Raw genomic sequence first — 17,405 nt, 5'->3', positions numbered from 1 at the left:
CCGGAAGGGGTGAATGCTCGTAACTTTCCCACCCCGGTCGCGTTCCGTCGCGGTAGGCGGCGGAACGGTGACGGAGCGTCAGGCGAGGGCCGGCTCCTGCCGCCGCTCCTCCCGTTGCTCCCTGCGCCGCTCCCGGCGCACCGCCGCGAGGGCCGGGTCCAGGGAGGGGACGGCGGCGAGCAGCTGCCGGGTGTAGGGGTCCCGGGGCGTCCCGTACACCTCCTCGACCGTGCCCTGCTCCACGATCCGGCCGCCGCGCATGACGGCGACCCGGTCGCTGACCCGCCGGACGACCGCGAGGTCGTGGGCGATGAAGACGAGCCCGAGGCCGAGTTCGGCCTGGAGCTCGGCGAGCAGGGCGGTGACCTGCGCCTGGGTGGTGACGTCGAGCGCGGAGACGGGTTCGTCGCAGACGATCAGGCGGGGTTCGGCGGCGAGGGCGCGGGCGATCCCGACGCGCTGGCGCTGGCCGCCGCTGAACTCGTGCGGGTAGGCCTCGTACCGGTCGGGGTCGAGCCCCACCCGGTCGAGGAGTTCCCGCACCCGGTCCCGGACGCGCTTCTCGTCGCGCTCCCCCGCCGTCCGCAGCGGGTCGGCGATCGACTCGCCGACGGAGCGGCGCGGGTTGAGGGAGGCGACGGGGTCCTGGAAGACCATCTGGAGTTCGCGGCGGTGCGGGCGCAGCTCCCGCTCGGACAGGGTCCCGATCTCCGTGCCCCCGTAGCGGAGCCGGCCGCCCGTCGGGTCGAGGAGGCGCACGAGCATCCGGCCGAGGGTGGTCTTGCCGCTGCCGGACTCCCCGACGACGCCGAGGGTCTCGCCCGCGCGGACGGTGAGGGAGACGTCGTCCACGGCGGTCACGGTCCGCCCGCCGCGCCCGAACTCCCTTCGCAGGCCGACCGCTTCGAGCAGCACCTCCCCTTCCTCCGAAGGGGTCCTGACCGGCTCGTCGAGCCGGGGCACGGCGGAGAGGAGCGTGCGCGTGTACGGCTCCGAGGGCGCGCCCAGGAGGCCGGCGACGGGGCCGCGTTCGACCTCGCGCCCGTCGCGCATGACCAGGACCTCATCGGCGCTCTCGGCGGCCACGCCCACGTCGTGGGTGACGAGGAGCAGCGCGGTGCCGGTCTCGCGGCGCAGCTCGTGCAGCAGGTCGAGGATCTGGGCCTGCACGGTGACGTCGAGGGCGGTGGTCGGCTCGTCGGCGACGAGGAGCCGGGGTGCGCAGGCGAGGGCCATCGCGATGAGGGCGCGCTGCCGCATGCCGCCGCTGAACTCGTGCGGGCGGGAGCGGGAGCGGCGGGCCGCGTCGGGGATGCCGACCCGGTCGAGGACGTCCACGGCGCGGGCGCGGGCGGCCTTCCGCGTGCCCCCGGCGTGGATCCGGTACACCTCGGCGATCTGGTCGCCGACGGCGTAGTAGGGGTCGAGGGAGGACAGCGGGTCCTGGAAGACCATGGCGGCGATCCCGCCGCGCAGCCGCCGCAGGTCGGCGGGGCCCGCGGCGGCGACGTCGACGCCGCCGACGCGCACGGTGCCGGTGACCCGCGCGCCGGTGCCCCGGTGGAGGCCGAGGAGGGCGCCGGCGACGGTGGACTTGCCGCTGCCGGACTCTCCGACGAGGGCGAGCGCGCGGCCCTCGGCGAGGGTGAGGGAGAGCCCGTTGACGGCCCGTACGGAACCGCCGTCGCGGTCGAAGGAGACCGTCAGGTCACGCACGTCGACCAGGGGGGCCGGGGTCTCGGACGCGGTCACGTCAGGACCACCCTTCGGTCGGCGGCCGCGTACAGCAGGTCCGCGAGGACGTTGGCGAGGACGACGGCCGTGCCCATCACCATGACCACGCCGACCACCACGGGCAGGTCGATCTGGCGGACCCCGTCGATCAGGGTCTTGCCGAGGCCGGGGATGCCGAAGAGGGATTCGGTGAGCACGGCCCCGCCGAACATCGAGCCGAGGTCGACGGCGCTGATCGCGATCACCGGCGGGACGGCGCCGCGCAGGGCGTGCCGGGTGACGACGGACCGCTCCCCCACCCCGTACGCGCGGAAGGTGCGGATGTGGTCCTCAGCCAGCGTCTCCAGGGTGGAGCTGCGGGTGAGCCGGGCGTACTTGGCGGATTCGAAGAAGCCGAGGGTGATCCAGGGCAGCAGCATGTTCCAGGCCCACTGCTCGGGGTCCTCGCCCAGTGGCACGTAGCTGGGGAAGGGCAGCCACTGGAGGTGGGCGCAGACGGCCATGAGGAGGAGCAGGCCCAGGATGAAGACGGGCGTGCCGGTGCCGGCGAGGGTGAGGACGGTGAGGACGCGCTCGGTGGCCCCGCCCCGGCGCAGGGCCGAGAGCAGTCCGGTGCCGACGCCGACGAGCAGCCAGACGACCATGGCGCCGAGGGCGAGAGAGGCGGTGGCGGGCAGGCGCTCCAGGACGAGCCGGGTGACCTGCTGGTCGCTCTGGTACGACAGGCCGAGGCAGGGCGCGTCGCAGTGCACGACGGAGGTGCCGGTGGAGTGGTCGCGGCCGGCGAAGACGCCCTGGAGGAAGTGCAGGTACTGCGCGAACACGCTCTCGTTCAGGCCGAGTTGTTCGCGGACCTGGGCGATCTGCTGGGGGTTGCAGCGTTCGCCGCAGGCCAGCCGGGCGGGGTCGCCGGGGGCCAGGTAGAAGAGGCCGTACACGAGGACCGAGAGCGCCAGGAGGACGAGCGCGGCACCCGCGAGCCGCTTGAGGACGAAGCGGGTCATCGGGAGGACTCCTTACGGGTGCCCACGCGCAGCCGGCTCGCCTCGCGCGGGTCGAGGGCCGTGCGGACCGCGTCGCCGAGGACGGTGAAGGCGAGCACGGTGGTGAAGAGCAGTCCGGCGGGCAGCAGGACGTACGCCGGGTCGGCGCGGAACCAGGTCTGCGCGGTCGAGAGCATCTGCCCCCAGGACGGGGTGGGCGGGGTGACGCCCACCCCGAGGAAGGACAGGGACGCCTCGACGACGATGTTGGTGGGGACGAGGATCGCCGCGTAGGTGATGACGGGGGCGGCGAGCGCGGGCAGCAGCTCGCGGCGGGCGGTCCGCCACCGTCCGGAGCCGGCGAGGCGGGAGGCGGCGACGAAGTCGAGGCTCTTGAGGGTGAGCGTCTGGGCGCGCACGATCCGGGAGGTGCCGGCCCAGCCGAGGAACCCGATGACCAGGATCAGGAGCAGCGGCCGGGGGAAGTCGCGGGGGACGACGGCGGTCAGCGCGATGGCGAGGACCAGCATCGGCAGGGCGACGAGGACGTCGGTGGCGCGGCCGAGGACGGTGTCGACCCAGCGGTTGCCGAGTCCGGCGGCGAGGCCGACGAGGACGCCGATGAGGATCTGGACGACGGTGGCGCCGATGCCGACGAGCAGCGAGATCCGGGCGCCGTACAGGAGCCGGACGAACAGGTCGCGGCCGGTGCCCGGTTCGACGCCGAGCCAGTGGTCGGCGCTCGCGCCGCCGAAGGAGCCGTACGGGACGCCGCCGCGCGCCGAGTCCACGAGGTCGTCGTGGTACGCGTACGCGTCCTGGCCCTCCAGGGCGGCGAGCAGCGGTGCGGCGAGGGCGAGGAGGACGAGCAGGAGCAGGACGGCGAGGGAGGCGAGGGCGGCCGGGCGGGTGCGCAGCCGTCGCCACACCTGCCGGGCGGCGCCCGTGGCGGGGATCCCCGCCACGGGCGCCGGCGTGTCGGTCGGGGTGGTCACTTGACCGCGACCTGCGAGACGTCGAGGACGCCGGTCCAGTCGCTGATGACGACGTTCTTGACGTCCTTGCCGACGAGCCGCTTGTAGACCGGGTGGAAGAGCGGCACGTCGAGCGCCTGCTCGCCGATCTTCTTGTCGAGGGCGCCCCAGCGCGCGGCGGCGGCCTTGAGGTCGGTCAGCTTGTTGATCTCGTCGATCTCCTTGTTGACCGCCGGGTCGTTCAGCTGCGCGTGGTTGTAGTTGGAGCCGTTGGTGACGATCTGGCGCCCGTCGAAGATCGGCGCGAGGAACGGGCCGCCGGCCGGCCAGTCGGCGCCCCAGCGGGAGAGGAAGAACCCGGGGGCGTCCTTGACGCTCCAGCGCTTCTCGTTGAAGGAGTTGGGCTCCTGGCCGTCGAGCTTGACGGTGATGCCGGCCTTGCCCAGGGCCTCCTGGACGGCGGTGGCGATCTCGGGGCTGGTGGTGCGGTTCTGGGCGGTGGAGTGCAGCAGGGTGACGGTGAGGCCGTTCGGGAAGCCGGCCTCCTCGAGGAGCTGCTTGGCCTTCTCCGGGTTGCCCGTCTTCCCGGCCGGGAAGTGGTCGTACGGCGTGAAGCCGAAGGCCTCCTGCTCGGGCAGGAAGGTGGTGGCGGGCTCGGCGAGCGCGGAGCCGCCGGCGGCGTTGACGACGCTGGTGCGGTTGACCGCGTACGAGATGGCCTGGCGGACCTTGGGGTTGTCGAAGGGCTTCACCTTCGGGTTGAAGGCGATGTAGTTGGTGAAGCCGAAGCGGCCGGTGCCGACGCGGGCGGCGAGCGCCTTGTCGGAGCCGATCTGGGCGAGTTCGGCGGGGCCCAGGTTGGTGTCGGTGGTGACGGCGGCGGCGTCGGCGCCGGAGGAGGTGGCGAGGCGCTGGTTGATGACGGCCTCGTCGAGCCCGGACCTGACGTCGATCTTGTCGGGGTAGGCCTTGCGCTCCTCGTCGGTCCCGGGGTCCCAGTGCTCGTTGCGCTCCAGGACGAGGCGCTCGCCGTCGTTCTCGTTCCTGACGACCTTGTACGGGCCGGAGGAGACGGGGTGCTCCTCGTACTTCGCTCCCTTGTCCTTGGCCTTGGGGACGGGGGCGAACTGCGTCTGGGTGGCGACGAAGGGGAACTCGCCCTCGGGCTTCCGCAGCTTGAAGACGATGGTCTTCGGGTCGGGGGTGACGATGGACGCGAGGCCCTTGGGGTCCTTGTAGGGGCCCTGGTAGGTGTCGCCGCCGACCAGCCAGTCGCGCAGGTAGGGGGCGCCGCCGGAGAGTTCGGCGGCGAAGGAGCGCTCGATGCCGTACTTGACGTCGGCGCTGGTGATGGGCGTGCCGTCCTCGAACTTCAGCCCGTCCTTGAGGGTGTACGTCCACTCGGTGGCGTCCTTGTTGGGGCGCCCGGTGTCGGTGGCGAGGTCGGGGACGACCTGGGTGCCGGCGGCGCCCGCCTCGCGGTTGCGGGTGGTGAGCGTGCGGAAGACGAGGGAGGGGACGTTGCCGCCGCCGGAGGTGTAGAGGCGGGCGGGGTCGAAGTCGGTCTGGGCCTCGGCGTTGAGGACGGTGAGGGTGCCGCCCTTCTGCGGGGCGGACGAGCCCTTGCCGGAGGTGCCGCTCTTGGCGCCGGCGTCCTCGGGTCCCGCGCAGGCGGCGGCGCCCGAGGCCAGGACGACACTGACGGCGACCGCTGCCACGCGGCGGGAAATGACGGACGGTTGACGCATCGGAGAAGACCTCTCGGAGAACTGCGGCGGAAGGAAGGGGAGTTCCGCGCGGGCAGCGGCGAGAGACGGTGTTTCCAGGGAGGTGCCGAGCAGGGGAGGTGCCGAGCATTCCTGACCCACGGAGGAGCCGCGCCCACGGGAACGGAACCCGGGCGCGGAAAGGCGTCGGCTGGTGCGGGAGAAAACGCGAAGGGGCCGACGTGCGCTCGGGCGGGGTCAGCGACAGAGAACGTCGGACACGGCATGCCCGGACACGCCGATGAGCGCCAGCTCGATGGCGGCGCGCTCGGTGACGGCGTGACGGTGCGACATGCCGAGAAATATGGACGAACACGCGAGCGATGTCAACGCGATTCGGATGACTTTTGAGACAAGCGTCTCGGCATGTGATCGGACAGGAGGCGGCCGCCGGCCGGGGGCCGCCTCAACTTCCGGGGTGCACCCAGGGGTTGGGGCGGCAGCGTACGCCGTCGAGGTCCAGGGACTTCGTCTGCTGCTGCATGACGGGGGCGAGCGCGCCGGGGGTGCGGCAGTTCACGTGGTTGTGCCCGAGCCGGTGGCCGATCTCGTGGTTGATGAGCATCTGGCGGTAGGCGTGCATGGCCTTGGGGCCGAAGGTCTCGGCGCCCCGGGCCCAGCGGAACGCGTTGATCATCACGCGCTCGGTGGAGGCGGAGTCGCAGGAGACGTTGTCGACCGTCGTGTCGAGCCCGGACTTCCGGCACCAGACGCCGGTGGTGCCGGGGCTGGCCAGCGTGATGACGAACTGCGGCTCCCCGCTGGAGATCCGCTCGAAGGTCATCGCGCCGTCACCGGCCCAGCTGCGCGGGTCGTTGAGGGTCTTCTGCACGGCATCGGCGAAGAGCTTCGGGTCGAGCCCGATCCCCTTCTCGACGTCGACGCGGTAGCGGATGAGCTTCCCCTTCCCCGGCGCCTTCGCGAAGCCCTGGACGGCCTCGAAGACGCCGGACCCCTTCAGCTCGGGGTCGACGGGGAACTGGCGGTCCATCAACTGCTCGTACGTGGGGGCCGGGGGTTTCGGGGGGAGCGTCGGGAGTGACGGGGTGGTCCGGCCCTCGGAGCGGGAGGCGGAGGAGTCGTCCACGGCCCGCTCGGCCGGTTCCCCGGCGGCGCGCGGGGCGGCCGCGGGCACCTCCTTGCCGGTGACCTGTCCGGCGACGACGACGGCGAGGACGGTGGCGACGGCCGCGGCTCCGACCCCGGCGAGGGTGCGGCCGAGGCCGCCCCGGGCGGCCGGGGCCCCGGCGTCGGGCTCGTCGTCGTCGTGGCGCGGCGCGGGGACGAACGTCCCCTGCTCGTCGCCCTGTTCGGGCTCGGCGGTCAGGGTGCGACCACGCCGGCCGCCGTACGGCACGGGACGCGCGCCGCCCTCGTCGTGCTGCGGGTGTCCGCTCCGGACGGCGCCGGTCCGGTGGACGGGGGTGCCGGGGGTCCCGTGCGCCGGGGTGTCGGCCGGGGTGTCGAAGACCCCGCCTCCGTACGCCGGAGTGCCGTGGGCGGGGGTGGGGGCGCCGTGACGCGGGGCCCGGCGCCCGGGGGGCGGCCCTTGAGCGGGAGCGCTCGGGGCGGAGGCGTCCCGGGCGGGTGCCCCGTACGTGGGGGTGCCGTGAACGGGAGTGCCGCGGACGGGTCCGCCCTGGGCGGGGGCGCCGTACCGCGACGGCCCGTACGCCGGTGACCCGTACGCGGGGGTCCCTCCGGCCGGCGTGCCCGTCGGGTCCTGGCCGCCCTCGGTCGCGGTCGCGGTCCTGCGGCGGCGGCCCGTGCCCGCGCCCTGTTCCGGTGCGGTCCGCCGCTGTCCGGCGGACGCCGGCCGGCCGGTGTCGGCCGGCGAGGGCGCGGAGTCCTTGCGACTGTGTCGTCCCACGCCCCGGATCAGCTCCCGCCGTGATCGGCGATCAGTTCCCGGGCGGCCTGGGCGACCGTCTCGGGGTACTCCATCATCGCCACGTGCCCCGCGTCGGGCAGGGTCAGCAGGCGCGAGCCGCGGAAGGCGATCGCCGCCCTCCGGGCCATCCGGAACGAGACGAGCCGGTCGCGCGCGCCGTAGACGAGCAGCGTCGGGGCGAGGACCCGCTCGGCCTGCCGCCACAGCCCGTGCTGCCCGCCGAGGGTGTACGCGTCGACGATGCCGCGCGAGGAACGGGCCATCGCGTCCCAGAAGTACGGGAGCTCCAGGCGCCGCTCCATCTCCTCGACCGCGTGCAGGAAGCCCTCGTCGGTGACCCGGCCGGGGTCGCCGTAGCAGAGCGCCATGACCCCGCGGACCCGCTGCTCGGCCGTCCAGTCCCGGGTCAGCCGGGCGAAGAAGGAGGAGACGCCGGGCAGCGCGAGGAGCGCGGTCGGCCAGGCGGTGCGCTGGGCGCGCAGCTCGGGCAGGGCCGGCGAGACCAGGGTGAGGGTGCGGACCAGGTCGGGCCGGACGGCGGCGACGCGGGTGGCGACGGCACCGCCCAGCGAGTTGCCGAAGAGGTGGACCGGCCCGCGCCCCTCGGAGTCGAGGAACCGGATGACGGCGCGGGCGTGCCCGGTGACCGAGTAGTCGCCGTCCTCGGGCGGCGGGGAGACGCCGAAGCCGGGCAGGTCGACCGCCTCGCCGTCGACCACGTCCGCGAGCAGCGGCATCAGGGCGGACCAGTTCTGCGAGGAGCCGCCGAGCCCGTGGACGTACAGCGCGGGCGGCAGTCCGGGCCGGGTCCCCGGCCGGGAGCGGACGGTCAGGTCGAGGCCGGGCAGGGTGACGGTGCGGAGCTCCTCGCCGTCGGCGACCCGTACGGGGCGGTTCCGCGACGCGGGTGGTGCGGCGGTCCGGGTTTCCGGCAGCTCGGTCGAGGACATGGCCGCAATATTACGAGACGATCACGCACCCTCGCGTGTGGGTGCGGTCACAAGTCCGTGTGCGGCGGGACACGTGTACTCCTAGGCTCGAAGGGAAGCCGTCGTGAAGGACCCTCGACCCGCGTACCGGAAGGAACCGCATGACTGTCGATCCGACCGAGCCGGACACGTTCGCCGAGGAGGAGGTGGTCGAGCTGGACGAGGAGACGCCCGAGGCCGACGCCGCCGAGCAGCACGCCGAACTCCGGCCGCGCCGGGACCAGCCGCTGACCCACGTCGAGCGCGAGTCGGCGAACGAGGCCGACGCGTCCGAGCAGGCGCGCGTCGTCGAGCTGGACGAGGACGACTACCGCTGACTACCGCCGCCGGGAACCGGCGGGGGCCCGGGCGGGCGGTCGCGGGGAGGCGGAAGCGGCCCCGCCGGGCCGTGTTCCCCGCCGATCCGTCCGGCCCGATCCCGAACCGACTGTCGACCGCGGTGTCCGGTCCGTGAAATTCTGCGTCCGCACCGCGCACAGCCGGGTTACCCAAAAGTACGATGGCGGCGCGTCGCTACAGCGCGCATGGATCGAAACTTGGGAGGCCGCGTGAGCGCCATCGAGCAGACAGAGGCAGCACGCCCTCGGGGCACGCGCCTGCCGCGACGTGCCCGACGGAACCAGCTGCTCGGCGCGGCCCAGGAGGTCTTCGTCGCCCAGGGGTACCACTCCGCCGCCATGGACGACATCGCCGAGCGGGCGGGCGTCAGCAAGCCGGTGCTGTACCAGCACTTCCCGGGGAAGCTGGAGCTCTACCTGGCCCTCCTGGACCAGCACTGCGAGTCCCTCCTCCTGGCGGTGCGCACCGCCCTGGCCTCCACCACGGACAACAAGCTCCGGGTCGCGGCGACGATGGACGCGTACTTCGCCTACGTCGAGGACGAGGGCGGCGCGTTCCGGCTGGTCTTCGAGTCCGACCTGACCAACGAGCCGGCCGTGCGCGAGCGCGTGGACCGGGTCAGCCTCCAGTGCGCCGAGGCGATCTCCCAGGTGATCGCCGAGGACACCGGCCTGTCCGAGGACGAGTCGATGCTGCTCGCCGTGGGCCTCGGCGGCGTCTCGCAGGTCGTGGCCCGCTACTGGCTGTCGAGCGAGTCGCCCATCCCGCGCGACAAGGCGGTGGAGCTGCTGACCTCGCTCGCCTGGCGCGGCATCGCGGGCTTCCCGCTCCATCCGGTCGACGGGCAGCTGAGCGCCGAGGGCCACTGATCCGTCCGGACGGGCGCCCGTTCCCGAAGCCTGTTCGCTCCTGGCGTGCGGCGACCACGCCGTGCGCGTCCCCTCACCGGGCTAATGTGTGCAGCGTACGGCGCGGATGATTCGCGCAACGCTGACCGTTCGGAGGGACATAGCCGTGGAGGTCAAGATCGGCGTGCAGCACGCGCCCCGGGAGATCGTTCTGGAGAGCGGGCAGTCCGCCGAGGAGGTCGAGCGCGCGGTTGCCGACGCGCTGGCCGGCAAGGCGCAGCTGCTCAGCCTCACGGACGAGAAGGGCCGCAAGGTCCTCGTTCCGGCCGACAGGATCGCGTACGTGGAGCTCGGCGAGCCCGCCGTCCGCCGCGTGGGTTTCGGCGCGATCTGAACCCCTGATTCGCGGGAAGGGCCCGGTGGACCGGTTTCGGTCCACCGGGCCCTTCGTCTGCCCGTATGCCCGCGTCGGGCGGTACGGGAGGATTGCGCGCCGGGCGCCACGGGTAGGTACGACCTCGACCGCACCACCCGCCCCGCACCCCTCGCGAGGTGATCCCCCGATGTACCTGGAAGCCCTCGGCTCCGCCCTGCTCGGTCTCGTTCTGGCCTGGGCCGCCGTCCGCCGGCTGCCCGATCGCCTGCCCGGCCGGGGGCTCGTCCTCGTCACCGGCGCGCTCGGCGCGGTGTTCGGCGCGCTCGTCACCCACGGGTCGCTGGGCCCCGGCCACCCCTTCGCGACCCTGGTGGGCGCGGTGGCGGTGGCGGCGGTCCTGCTCTCGCTGCTGATCCGCCCGGCCTCGCGCCGCCGGCTGCGCCGGTCGGCGACGGTCTGAGCGGGGCCGCGCGCCCCGTGTGATCAGGCGGCGAGGCCGAGGGCGGCCATGCGCTTGGTGTGCGCCTCGGTGATCCGGGAGAACATCCGGCCGACCTCCGCGAGGTCGAAGCCGTCCGCGACGCCGCCGACCAGCATCGTGGAGAGCGCGTCCCGCTCGGCGACCACGCGCTGGGCCTGGGAGAGCGCCTCGCCCATCAGGCGGCGCGCCCAGAGCGCGAGCCGGCCGCCGACGCGCGGGTCGGCGTCGATCGCGGCGCGGACCTTCTCCACGGCGAAGTTGCCGTGGCCGGTGTCGTCGAGCACGGAGAGCACCAGGGCGCGGGTGTCGGAGTCGAGCCGGGTCGCGACCTCCCGGTAGAAGTCGCTGGCGATCGAGTCGCCCACGTACGCCTTGACCAGGCCCTCCAGCCAGTCCGACGGCGCGGTCTGGCGGTGGAAGTCGTCGAGCGCCTTCGCGAAGGGCTCCATGGCCGCCGTCGGCTCCGCCTCGACGGCCGCGAGGCGGTCCCTCAGCTGCTCGAAGTGGTGGAACTCGGCCGAGGCCATCTTCGCCAGCTCCGCCTTGTCCGCGAGGGTCGGCGCCAGCTTGGCGTCCTCGGCGAGCCGCTCGAAGGCCGCCAGCTCTCCGTAGGCGAGGGCGCCGAGGAGGTCGATCACGGCGGCGCGGTACTGCGGCTCGGCGGAAGCCGTCGCCCAGTCCTTGGCGGCGATCCCGGTGGGTGTGGCGTTGTCAGGCGTCTCCATGCAGCGCACAATAGCCCGCCCGCGCGGCCCGGGAAGGCCCTGGTCAGTCAGTGTGACCGTGCCCTCATCACGTTTTCCCCCGACACACATGCGCGATTCCGGGGTACAGTGGTAAGGCGCCTGCTGAGTATGCGGACATGCTTTCGCACGTTCGGACGTATCCGGTGGGCCGACTCATGAATGAGGATGCCCGGTCGGTGGCCCGATCGGCTCCGGCCCGACAGCCCTTCCGGCGGACCCGCGGAAGGGTCACCCTCAGCGGTACGACGCTCGAGTGACGGCAGTGGTCCCGTGCCACCCGGCGGCGGTCTTCCCGATCGCGCCGACAGTGATCCGGCACGGTACGACCCCCTTCGTTCGCCTCGCGCCGCGTCTCACAGAAGAGGCAGCACCCTGACTACGACTTTCCGAGAGCTCGGAATCCTTTCCGAGACGGCCGAGGCCCTGGAGGCCGTCGGCATCGTGAACCCCTTTCCCATCCAGGAGATGACCCTTCCGGTCGCCCTCACCGGCACCGACGTCATCGGCCAGGCCAAGACCGGCACGGGCAAGACCCTCGGCTTCGGCCTCCCGATCCTGGAGCGCGTGACCGTCCCGTCGGACGTCGAGGCCGGCCGGGCGAAGCCCGAGCAGCTGACCGACGCCCCGCAGGCGCTCGTCGTCGTGCCCACCCGCGAGCTGTGCACCCAGGTCACCAACGACCTGCTGACCGCCGGCAAGGTGCGGAACGTGCGCGTGCTCGCCATCTACGGCGGCCGGGCGTACGAGCCGCAGGTCGAGGCGCTGCAGAAGGGCGTCGACGTGGTCGTCGGCACCCCCGGCCGCCTGCTCGACCTGGCCGGCCAGCGCAAGCTCGACCTCTCCCACGTCAAGGTCCTCGTCCTGGACGAGGCCGACGAGATGCTCGACCTGGGCTTCCTGCCCGACGTCGAGAAGATCATGAACATGCTTCCGGCGAAGCGCCAGACCATGCTGTTCTCGGCCACCATGCCGGGCGCGGTCATCGGTCTCGCCCGCCGTTACATGTCGCAGCCGACGCACATCCGCGCCACCTCGCCCGACGGCGAGGGCGTGACCGTCGCCAACATCAAGCAGCACGTCTACCGCGCGCACTCGATGGACAAGCCGGAGCTGGTCTCCCGCATCCTGCAGGCCAACGGCCGCGGGCTCGCGATGATCTTCTGCCGTACGAAGCGCACGGCGGCCGACATCGCCGAGCAGCTGGAGCGCCGCGGCTTCGCCTCCGGCGCCGTCCACGGCGACCTCGGCCAGGGCGCCCGCGAGCAGGCGCTGCGCGCCTTCCGCAACGGCAAGGTCGACGTGCTCGTCTGCACCGACGTCGCCGCGCGCGGCATCGACGTCGAGGGCGTCACCCACGTCATCAACTACCAGTCGCCGGAGGACGAGAAGACGTTCCTCCACCGCGTGGGCCGCACCGGCCGCGCGGGCGCCAAGGGCACCGCAGTGACCCTGGTCGACTGGGACGACATCCCGCGCTGGCAGCTGATCAACAAGGCGCTCGGCCTGGACTTCCACGACCCGGTCGAGACCTACTCCAGCTCTCCGCACCTGTACGAGGAGCTGGACATCCCGGCGGGCACCAAGGGCATCCTGCCCCGCGCCGAGCGGACCCGCGCGGGTCTGGGCGCGGAGGAGCTGGAGGACCTGGGCGAGCCCGGCGGACGCCGCGGCCGCGGCCCGAAGGCGGCGGAGAAGGCCGAGGAGCGCCCGGAGCGCACCCGGACCCCGCGCCAGCGCCGTCGCACCCGCGGCGGCGACGCCGCCGACGCCCCTGCGGTGTCGGAGCGGACCGAGCAGCCCGCTCCGGCGGGCGACGAGGCCCGGGCCGAGTCCGGTCCGCGCACCCCGCGCCGTCGCCGCCGCACCCGGGTCGGCACCCAGGGCGTGCCGGTCGCGCAGACGGCTCCGGCGGCGCAGGCGGCTCCGGTCGCCGTCGCCGAGGCGCCGAAGGCGGCCGGGACCCCGAAGACCGAGGCCCCGGCCCCGGCTCCGGTCGTCACCGAGGCCCCGAAGGCCGAGACGCCGAAGACCGAGGCGCCCAAGGCCGAGGAGCGGAAGACCGAGGAGCCGAAGGCCCCCCGTCGCCGCACCCGCGCCGCCCGCCCGGAGGCCGTCCAGGCCGCTCCGGCGGTCCGTACCCCCGCGGCCCCCGCCGTCCAGGAGCCCGCTCCGGTCGTGCGCCGTCGCCGCGCCCGGGTGCGGCCGGTCGAGGAGACCGTCTCCTTCCAGACGCCCGAGACCGCCGCGGCCGCCCTGCGGGCGCAGTCGGCCGTCGAGGCGCCGAAGGCCGAGGCCCCGGCCGCCGTCGAGGCGCCGAAGGCCGAGGAGCCGAAGAAGGCCCCGCGCCGCCGTACGGCCGCCAGGACCGTCGAGGCCCCCGAGGCCGTCCGGACGCCCGTCGAGACCGTCAAGGCCGTCGAGACCGTCGCCCCGGTGGCGGCCGAGCCGGTCGCCGCCGAGGCCCCGGCCGAGGTCCCGGCCCCGCGCCGCCGTCGTACGGCTCGCAGGCCCGCCGGTTCGCCGGTGACCGCCGAGGCGCCGGCCGTCGAGCCGGTGGCCGAGCCGGTCGCGGCTCCGGCCGTCGAGGAGGCGCCGGCCCCGCGCCGTCGCCGCGCCGCCACGCGGGCCGCCGGTTCCCCGGCGTCCGCCGAGGCCGCGATCATCGTCGTACCGGCCGTGACGCCCGCGCCGGTGGCCGAGGAGGCTCCCGAGCCCGCCCCGCGCCGCCGCCGTACCGTCCGCAAGGCCGCCGAGCCGGTGACCGACGGGGCCCCGGCCGAGCAGGTCGCGGAGCCGGTCACCGAGCCGGTCGCGGAGGAGGCCCCCAAGAAGGCCGCCCCGCGCCGCCGCACGACGAAGAAGGCCGTCGCCGAGGCCGCCGTCGCCGAGGCCGCTCCGGCGGTCGAGGCCCCCGCGGCCGAGGAGGCCCCGAAGGCTCCCCGTCGCCGGGCGGCCAAGAAGGCGGTCGCCGCCGAGGCGCCCGACGCCTCCGAGCCGCAGGCGCCGAAGGCTCCGGCCCGTCGCCGTACGGTGAAGAAGGCCGTCGCGGAGCCGGCCGCCGAGGCCGGGGCCGAGGAGCCGAAGAAGGCGGCTCCGCGCCGCCGCACCACCAAGAAGGCGGCGGCGGCCCCGGCCGAGAGCTGAGGACCCGTCCCGTACCACCGCGGCGGCCCGTCCCCTTCCCGGGGGCGGGCCGCCGCGGCGTCCCCGGGCCGCGCCCTCCCGCCGCCCTGGGATTACAGTCCGGGTATGAGTAAGCCCAGGTCCCTGGTCCTGCCGCCGCGCACCCGTGCCCGCCGTCTCGACACCGCGCGCGGGCCGTTCGCCGTGCTCGACGCGGAGCCGGACGGGGAGCGGCGGGGGACGGTGCTGCTGCTGCCGGGGTACACCGGCAGCAAGGAGGACTTCCTGGCCCTGCTCGGGCCGCTGACCGACGCCGGGTACCGGGCGGTGGCCGTGGACGGGCGCGGGCAGCACGACTCCCCCGGCCCCCGGGGCCGGGCCGCCTACCGCCGCCGGGCGCTCGCGCTCGACGCGGTGGCGCAGGCCGCCGCGCTCGGGGACGGTCCGGTGCACCTGGTGGGGCACTCGTTCGGCGGTCTGGTGGCCCGCGCGGCGGTGGCGGTCGCGCCGGACGCCTTCCGCTCGCTCACCCTGCTCTCCTCGGGCGTCGGCCGGGTGTCCCGGCCGCAGCGGGTCCGGGTGCGGGCGCTGCGGGCCGGGCTCGCGCTGCTGTCGAAGGAGCACGTCTGGCGGACGATGTGCTGGCTGGACAGCCGGGGCGAGGAGCCGGACACGTCCGACGTGCCGGGGCTCGCGGACTTCCTGCTGCGGCGCTGGAACCGCACCCGGATCGCCCAGCTGCGGGGCGCCGGGCGGCTGCTCCTCGACCGCCGGGACGGCACAGAGGAGCTGCTGGCGCTGCGGACGCCGCTGCACTTCGCGTACGGGACGGACGAGATGGTCTGGTCGACGGCGGACCTCGCCGCGGCGGCGGCCCGGACCGGCGCGCACCACACGGTGCTCGCGGGCGCGGGCCACTCCCCCAACGTGTCGCACCCCGAGGAGCTGACGGCCCGCCTCCTCGGCTTCTGGGAGCGCGTGGTCGCGCCCCCGGAGGTCAGTACTGCGCCTTGAGGTGCTGCCAGAAGCCGTCTCGCAGGGAGCGCCGGAGCGCGGCGTGGCCGCGCAGGGAGCGGCTGAGCAGGCGCTCGGCCTCGACGAGCAGGTCCTGGTCGAACGATCCGGGCAGGTAGGGCGCGCCCGGAAGGAGCTCGGCGAGCCGGTCCCGGCCTCGCTCGGCGAGCCAGGTCGCCGCGATCTGCGCGCCGACGAAGCGCACCTCCTCGCGGGAGGGCGGCGGCTCGCCCTCGTTCTCGTACGTGGTGACGGGGCGGCGGGTGACGTAGGGGCGGCAGAAGTCCAGGTCGAAGGTGCGCTGGCTGTCGACCTCCCAGAGCAGGGCCTCGGCCTGGTTGCGGCCCTCGGCGGCCTCGATGCCCCAGAGGTGGACGCGGGCGCCGTAGCCCTGGGCGGCCTCGACGGCCGAGACCAGGTCCTCGTCGCCGCCGACGAGGGCGGCGTCGCTGATGGCGCGGTGGCGGGCGAGGGACTCCAGGTCGGTGCGGATGAGGGAGTCGACGCCCTTCTGCTGGTTGTTGGCGTTGAGGTTGCCGAGGCGGACCTTGACGTCGGGCAGCTCGGCGATGGCCTGCTGCTCGGGGGTGTGGATGCGGCGGCGGGCGCCGTCGTACCAGTAGACGCGCAGGAGGCGGCTGTCCGCGAAGATCGTGCGGGCCTTGTCGATGAAGGCCTCGATGAGCCCTTCCGCGTCGAGGTCGAAGGAGCGCCGGTCCTCGGTGCCGACGACCAGCAACCCGGCCGCAGCATGGACGTAACCGGCGTCGACGAAGATGGCGTGGGTGGAAGGGGTCCTGGCGACCTCGGCCAGCATCCGCCGGAGGAGCTCGTTGGTGCGCTCCAGGCGTGCGTCGAGTGCGCGGAGGCGGGTGTCGGTCTCGGTCACCTGTGGGGTGTCTGCGTCGTTCATACGCGGCTCATTGTCGCCGACGCCGGTGCGGCCGCCACACCCCCTTACTCGCCAGTATTTAGTCATCCGAAAATTTTCCTTAGCGTAAGGAATGTTTGCAGGATGCACGTCGTTGTGAAGGGACGTAACGCAGTTCTCCACCAGGAGGATCAACTCAGACGAAGGGAGAAGCCCGTGCGCTTCGAAATCCTGCGACTCGACGACGTCGACGGCACGCCCGTCGACCGGACGGTCGTGGACGCCGCCTCCGTCAACCGGATCGTGCAGCAGGCCGCCTCGATCGGCCAGCGCATCTGGATCCGCCCCGCCGAGACCTCGGCCTCGTAACAGGCCCGGTCCACACCACGCACCGCGCCCCCGCACGGACTCCGCAGAAGCGGAATCCGTACGGGGGCGCAGTGGCGTCCGGCCCCGCCCAGGGGGGTCAGGAGCCCTGGACGACCTGGGTGACGCCGTTGATGATCTGCTGCACCGCGATGGCGGAGAGCATCATGCCGGCGAGCCGGGTCACCAGGACCACGCCGCCGTCCTTGATGATCCGGATGATCACGAGCGAGTAGCGCATGGTCAGCCAGAGGACGACGTGCATGGCGGCGATGGCGGTCCAGACGGAGATCTGCGCGGCCGCGCTGTCGGCGTGCTGCACGGCGAGGATGACCGAGACGATCGCGCCGGGCCCGGCGAGCAGCGGCATGCCGAGCGGGACCAGGGCGACGTTGACGTCCTTGGTCTGCTTGGGCTCGTCGGTCTTGCCGGTGAGCAGGTCGAGCGCGATGAGCAGCAGGAGCAGTCCGCCCGCGATCATCAGGGCGGGGACGGAGACGTGCAGGTACGCCAGGATCTGCTGGCCCAGGATGCCGAAGACGGTGATGACGCCGAAGGCGACGGCGACGGCCTGCCAGGCCATGCGGCGCTGCACCTTGGCCGCGCGGCCGGAGGTGAGGGCGAGGAAGATCGGGGTGATCCCGGGGGGATCCATGATCACGAAGAGGGTCAGGAACAGCGAGCCGAAGACGGCGACGTCGAACACGGTGGGGTGCCTTGCGGGAGAGGTGGAACGGTGGGGTGTCGCCCACGAGGTGCGGAATGTGGGATTCCGTCACCGGGGCAGGGGGTGCGCCGCCCCGCGCGCGGCACGCGGCCGTACGGGGGTGGACCGGGAGCGGGGAGGCCTGCGGACGGCTCCGCGGAACGGACCGCGCGGACGCGCGCCGGCGGACCGGGTTCC

Annotated in this window: 17 protein-coding genes; 7 read left to right on the top strand and 10 right to left on the bottom strand. The window is 73.9% G+C overall.

What is annotated here, in order from left to right:
* Window positions 1–78: 78 nt before the first annotated feature.
* The 7 genes from OO47_RS13205 to OO47_RS13180 all read right to left on the bottom strand — a co-directional run bounded on the left by OO47_RS13205 (window position 79) and on the right by OO47_RS13180 (window position 8,298).
* Window positions 79–1,752, bottom strand: coding sequence for an ABC transporter ATP-binding protein (locus tag OO47_RS13205; RefSeq protein WP_030207179.1), 1,674 nt, complete (start codon window positions 1,750–1,752; stop codon window positions 79–81).
* Complete coding sequence (locus OO47_RS13200; RefSeq protein ID WP_030207177.1) at window positions 1,749–2,738, bottom strand: ABC transporter permease; 990 nt, start codon at window positions 2,736–2,738, stop codon at window positions 1,749–1,751. Before OO47_RS13200 ends, OO47_RS13205 begins: the two co-directional genes overlap by 4 nt.
* Complete coding sequence (locus OO47_RS13195) at window positions 2,735–3,712, bottom strand: ABC transporter permease (protein WP_030207175.1); 978 nt, start codon at window positions 3,710–3,712, stop codon at window positions 2,735–2,737. Before OO47_RS13195 ends, OO47_RS13200 begins: the two co-directional genes overlap by 4 nt.
* Entirely contained in the window at window positions 3,709–5,439 is a 1,731-nt protein-coding gene (locus OO47_RS13190) for an ABC transporter substrate-binding protein (RefSeq protein WP_030207174.1), read from the bottom strand. Before OO47_RS13190 ends, OO47_RS13195 begins: the two co-directional genes overlap by 4 nt.
* A 216-nt stretch (window positions 5,440–5,655) precedes the next feature.
* The gene (locus tag OO47_RS38585) at window positions 5,656–5,751 is read right to left on the bottom strand and encodes an Ms4533A family Cys-rich leader peptide (protein WP_324606511.1); all 96 of its coding nucleotides are present in this window, start codon (window positions 5,749–5,751) and stop codon (window positions 5,656–5,658) included.
* A gap of 112 nt (window positions 5,752–5,863) precedes the next feature.
* Window positions 5,864–7,327, bottom strand: coding sequence for a DUF3152 domain-containing protein (locus tag OO47_RS13185; protein WP_030207172.1), 1,464 nt, complete (start codon window positions 7,325–7,327; stop codon window positions 5,864–5,866).
* A gap of 8 nt (window positions 7,328–7,335) precedes the next feature.
* Window positions 7,336–8,298, bottom strand: a complete 963-nt coding sequence (locus OO47_RS13180; protein WP_030207170.1) for an alpha/beta fold hydrolase — start codon at window positions 8,296–8,298, stop codon at window positions 7,336–7,338.
* Window positions 8,299–8,438: 140 nt separating this feature from the next.
* On the opposite strand from OO47_RS13180, the gene OO47_RS13175 reads away from it, so the two are divergent.
* The 4 genes from OO47_RS13175 (at window position 8,439) to OO47_RS13160 (ending at window position 10,360) form a co-directional block, all read left to right on the top strand.
* Entirely contained in the window at window positions 8,439–8,654 is a 216-nt protein-coding gene (locus OO47_RS13175; RefSeq protein ID WP_030207167.1) for a hypothetical protein, read from the top strand.
* Between the two features lie 231 nt (window positions 8,655–8,885).
* The gene (locus OO47_RS13170; RefSeq protein ID WP_030207164.1) at window positions 8,886–9,545 is read left to right on the top strand and encodes a TetR/AcrR family transcriptional regulator; all 660 of its coding nucleotides are present in this window, start codon (window positions 8,886–8,888) and stop codon (window positions 9,543–9,545) included.
* Between the two features lie 145 nt (window positions 9,546–9,690).
* On the top strand, window positions 9,691–9,918 hold the full coding sequence (locus OO47_RS13165) for a DUF3107 domain-containing protein (RefSeq protein ID WP_030207162.1): 228 nt from the start codon (window positions 9,691–9,693) through the stop codon (window positions 9,916–9,918).
* Window positions 9,919–10,087: 169 nt separating this feature from the next.
* Window positions 10,088–10,360, top strand: a complete 273-nt coding sequence (locus OO47_RS13160) for a hypothetical protein (protein WP_030207160.1) — start codon at window positions 10,088–10,090, stop codon at window positions 10,358–10,360.
* Window positions 10,361–10,383: 23 nt separating this feature from the next.
* On the opposite strand, the gene OO47_RS13155 is transcribed toward OO47_RS13160, so the two are convergent.
* Window positions 10,384–11,106 (bottom strand): ferritin-like fold-containing protein, encoded by a 723-nt coding sequence (locus tag OO47_RS13155; protein ID WP_030207158.1) that lies wholly within the window; start codon window positions 11,104–11,106, stop codon window positions 10,384–10,386.
* A gap of 486 nt (window positions 11,107–11,592) precedes the next feature.
* On the opposite strand from OO47_RS13155, the gene OO47_RS13150 reads away from it, so the two are divergent.
* Complete coding sequence (locus OO47_RS13150) at window positions 11,593–14,271, top strand: DEAD/DEAH box helicase (protein ID WP_030207154.1); 2,679 nt, start codon at window positions 11,593–11,595, stop codon at window positions 14,269–14,271.
* 105 nt (window positions 14,272–14,376) lie between these two features.
* The gene (locus OO47_RS13145) at window positions 14,377–15,264 is read left to right on the top strand and encodes an alpha/beta fold hydrolase (protein WP_030207151.1); all 888 of its coding nucleotides are present in this window, start codon (window positions 14,377–14,379) and stop codon (window positions 15,262–15,264) included.
* Here the strand turns inward: OO47_RS13145 and OO47_RS13140 are convergent.
* Window positions 15,248–16,177 (bottom strand): NYN domain-containing protein, encoded by a 930-nt coding sequence (locus OO47_RS13140; RefSeq protein ID WP_030207149.1) that lies wholly within the window; start codon window positions 16,175–16,177, stop codon window positions 15,248–15,250. The genes OO47_RS13145 and OO47_RS13140 overlap by 17 nt on opposite strands.
* Window positions 16,178–16,351: 174 nt before the next feature.
* On the opposite strand from OO47_RS13140, the gene OO47_RS36150 reads away from it, so the two are divergent.
* Window positions 16,352–16,504 carry a hypothetical protein gene (locus tag OO47_RS36150; protein WP_104860408.1) on the top strand — a complete coding sequence of 51 codons (153 nt, stop codon included), beginning with the start codon at window positions 16,352–16,354 and terminating at the stop codon, window positions 16,502–16,504.
* A 97-nt stretch (window positions 16,505–16,601) separates the two neighbouring features.
* Here OO47_RS36150 and OO47_RS13135 read toward each other — a convergent pair whose 3' ends face one another.
* On the bottom strand, window positions 16,602–17,207 hold the full coding sequence (locus tag OO47_RS13135) for a MarC family protein (protein ID WP_030207146.1): 606 nt from the start codon (window positions 17,205–17,207) through the stop codon (window positions 16,602–16,604).
* Between the last annotated feature and the right edge of the window lie 198 nt (window positions 17,208–17,405).

The sequence above is a fragment of the Streptomyces bikiniensis genome, assembly GCF_000716625.1.
Taxonomy (GTDB): Bacteria; Actinomycetota; Actinomycetes; order Streptomycetales; family Streptomycetaceae; genus Streptomyces; species Streptomyces bikiniensis.
This window is presented reverse-complemented; position numbering and strand designations above follow the sequence as displayed.

What these genes read in the sequence shown, in the direction of transcription:
- OO47_RS13140 (WP_030207149.1), bottom strand. Translation starts at nt 16,177, where the DNA reads ATGAACGACGCAGACACCCCACAGGTGACCGAGACCGACACCCGCCTC.
- OO47_RS13190 (WP_030207174.1), bottom strand. Translation starts at nt 5,439, where the DNA reads ATGCGTCAACCGTCCGTCATTTCCCGCCGCGTGGCAGCGGTCGCCGTC.
- OO47_RS13150 (WP_030207154.1), top strand. Translation starts at nt 11,593, where the DNA reads ATGACCCTTCCGGTCGCCCTCACCGGCACCGACGTCATCGGCCAGGCC.
- OO47_RS13145 (WP_030207151.1), top strand. Translation starts at nt 14,377, where the DNA reads ATGAGTAAGCCCAGGTCCCTGGTCCTGCCGCCGCGCACCCGTGCCCGC.
- OO47_RS13155 (WP_030207158.1), bottom strand. Translation starts at nt 11,106, where the DNA reads ATGGAGACGCCTGACAACGCCACACCCACCGGGATCGCCGCCAAGGAC.
- OO47_RS13200 (WP_030207177.1), bottom strand. Translation starts at nt 2,738, where the DNA reads ATGACCCGCTTCGTCCTCAAGCGGCTCGCGGGTGCCGCGCTCGTCCTC.
- OO47_RS13175 (WP_030207167.1), top strand. Translation starts at nt 8,439, where the DNA reads ATGACTGTCGATCCGACCGAGCCGGACACGTTCGCCGAGGAGGAGGTG.
- OO47_RS13180 (WP_030207170.1), bottom strand. Translation starts at nt 8,298, where the DNA reads ATGTCCTCGACCGAGCTGCCGGAAACCCGGACCGCCGCACCACCCGCG.
- OO47_RS13160 (WP_030207160.1), top strand. Translation starts at nt 10,088, where the DNA reads ATGTACCTGGAAGCCCTCGGCTCCGCCCTGCTCGGTCTCGTTCTGGCC.
- OO47_RS38585 (WP_324606511.1), bottom strand. Translation starts at nt 5,751, where the DNA reads ATGTCGCACCGTCACGCCGTCACCGAGCGCGCCGCCATCGAGCTGGCG.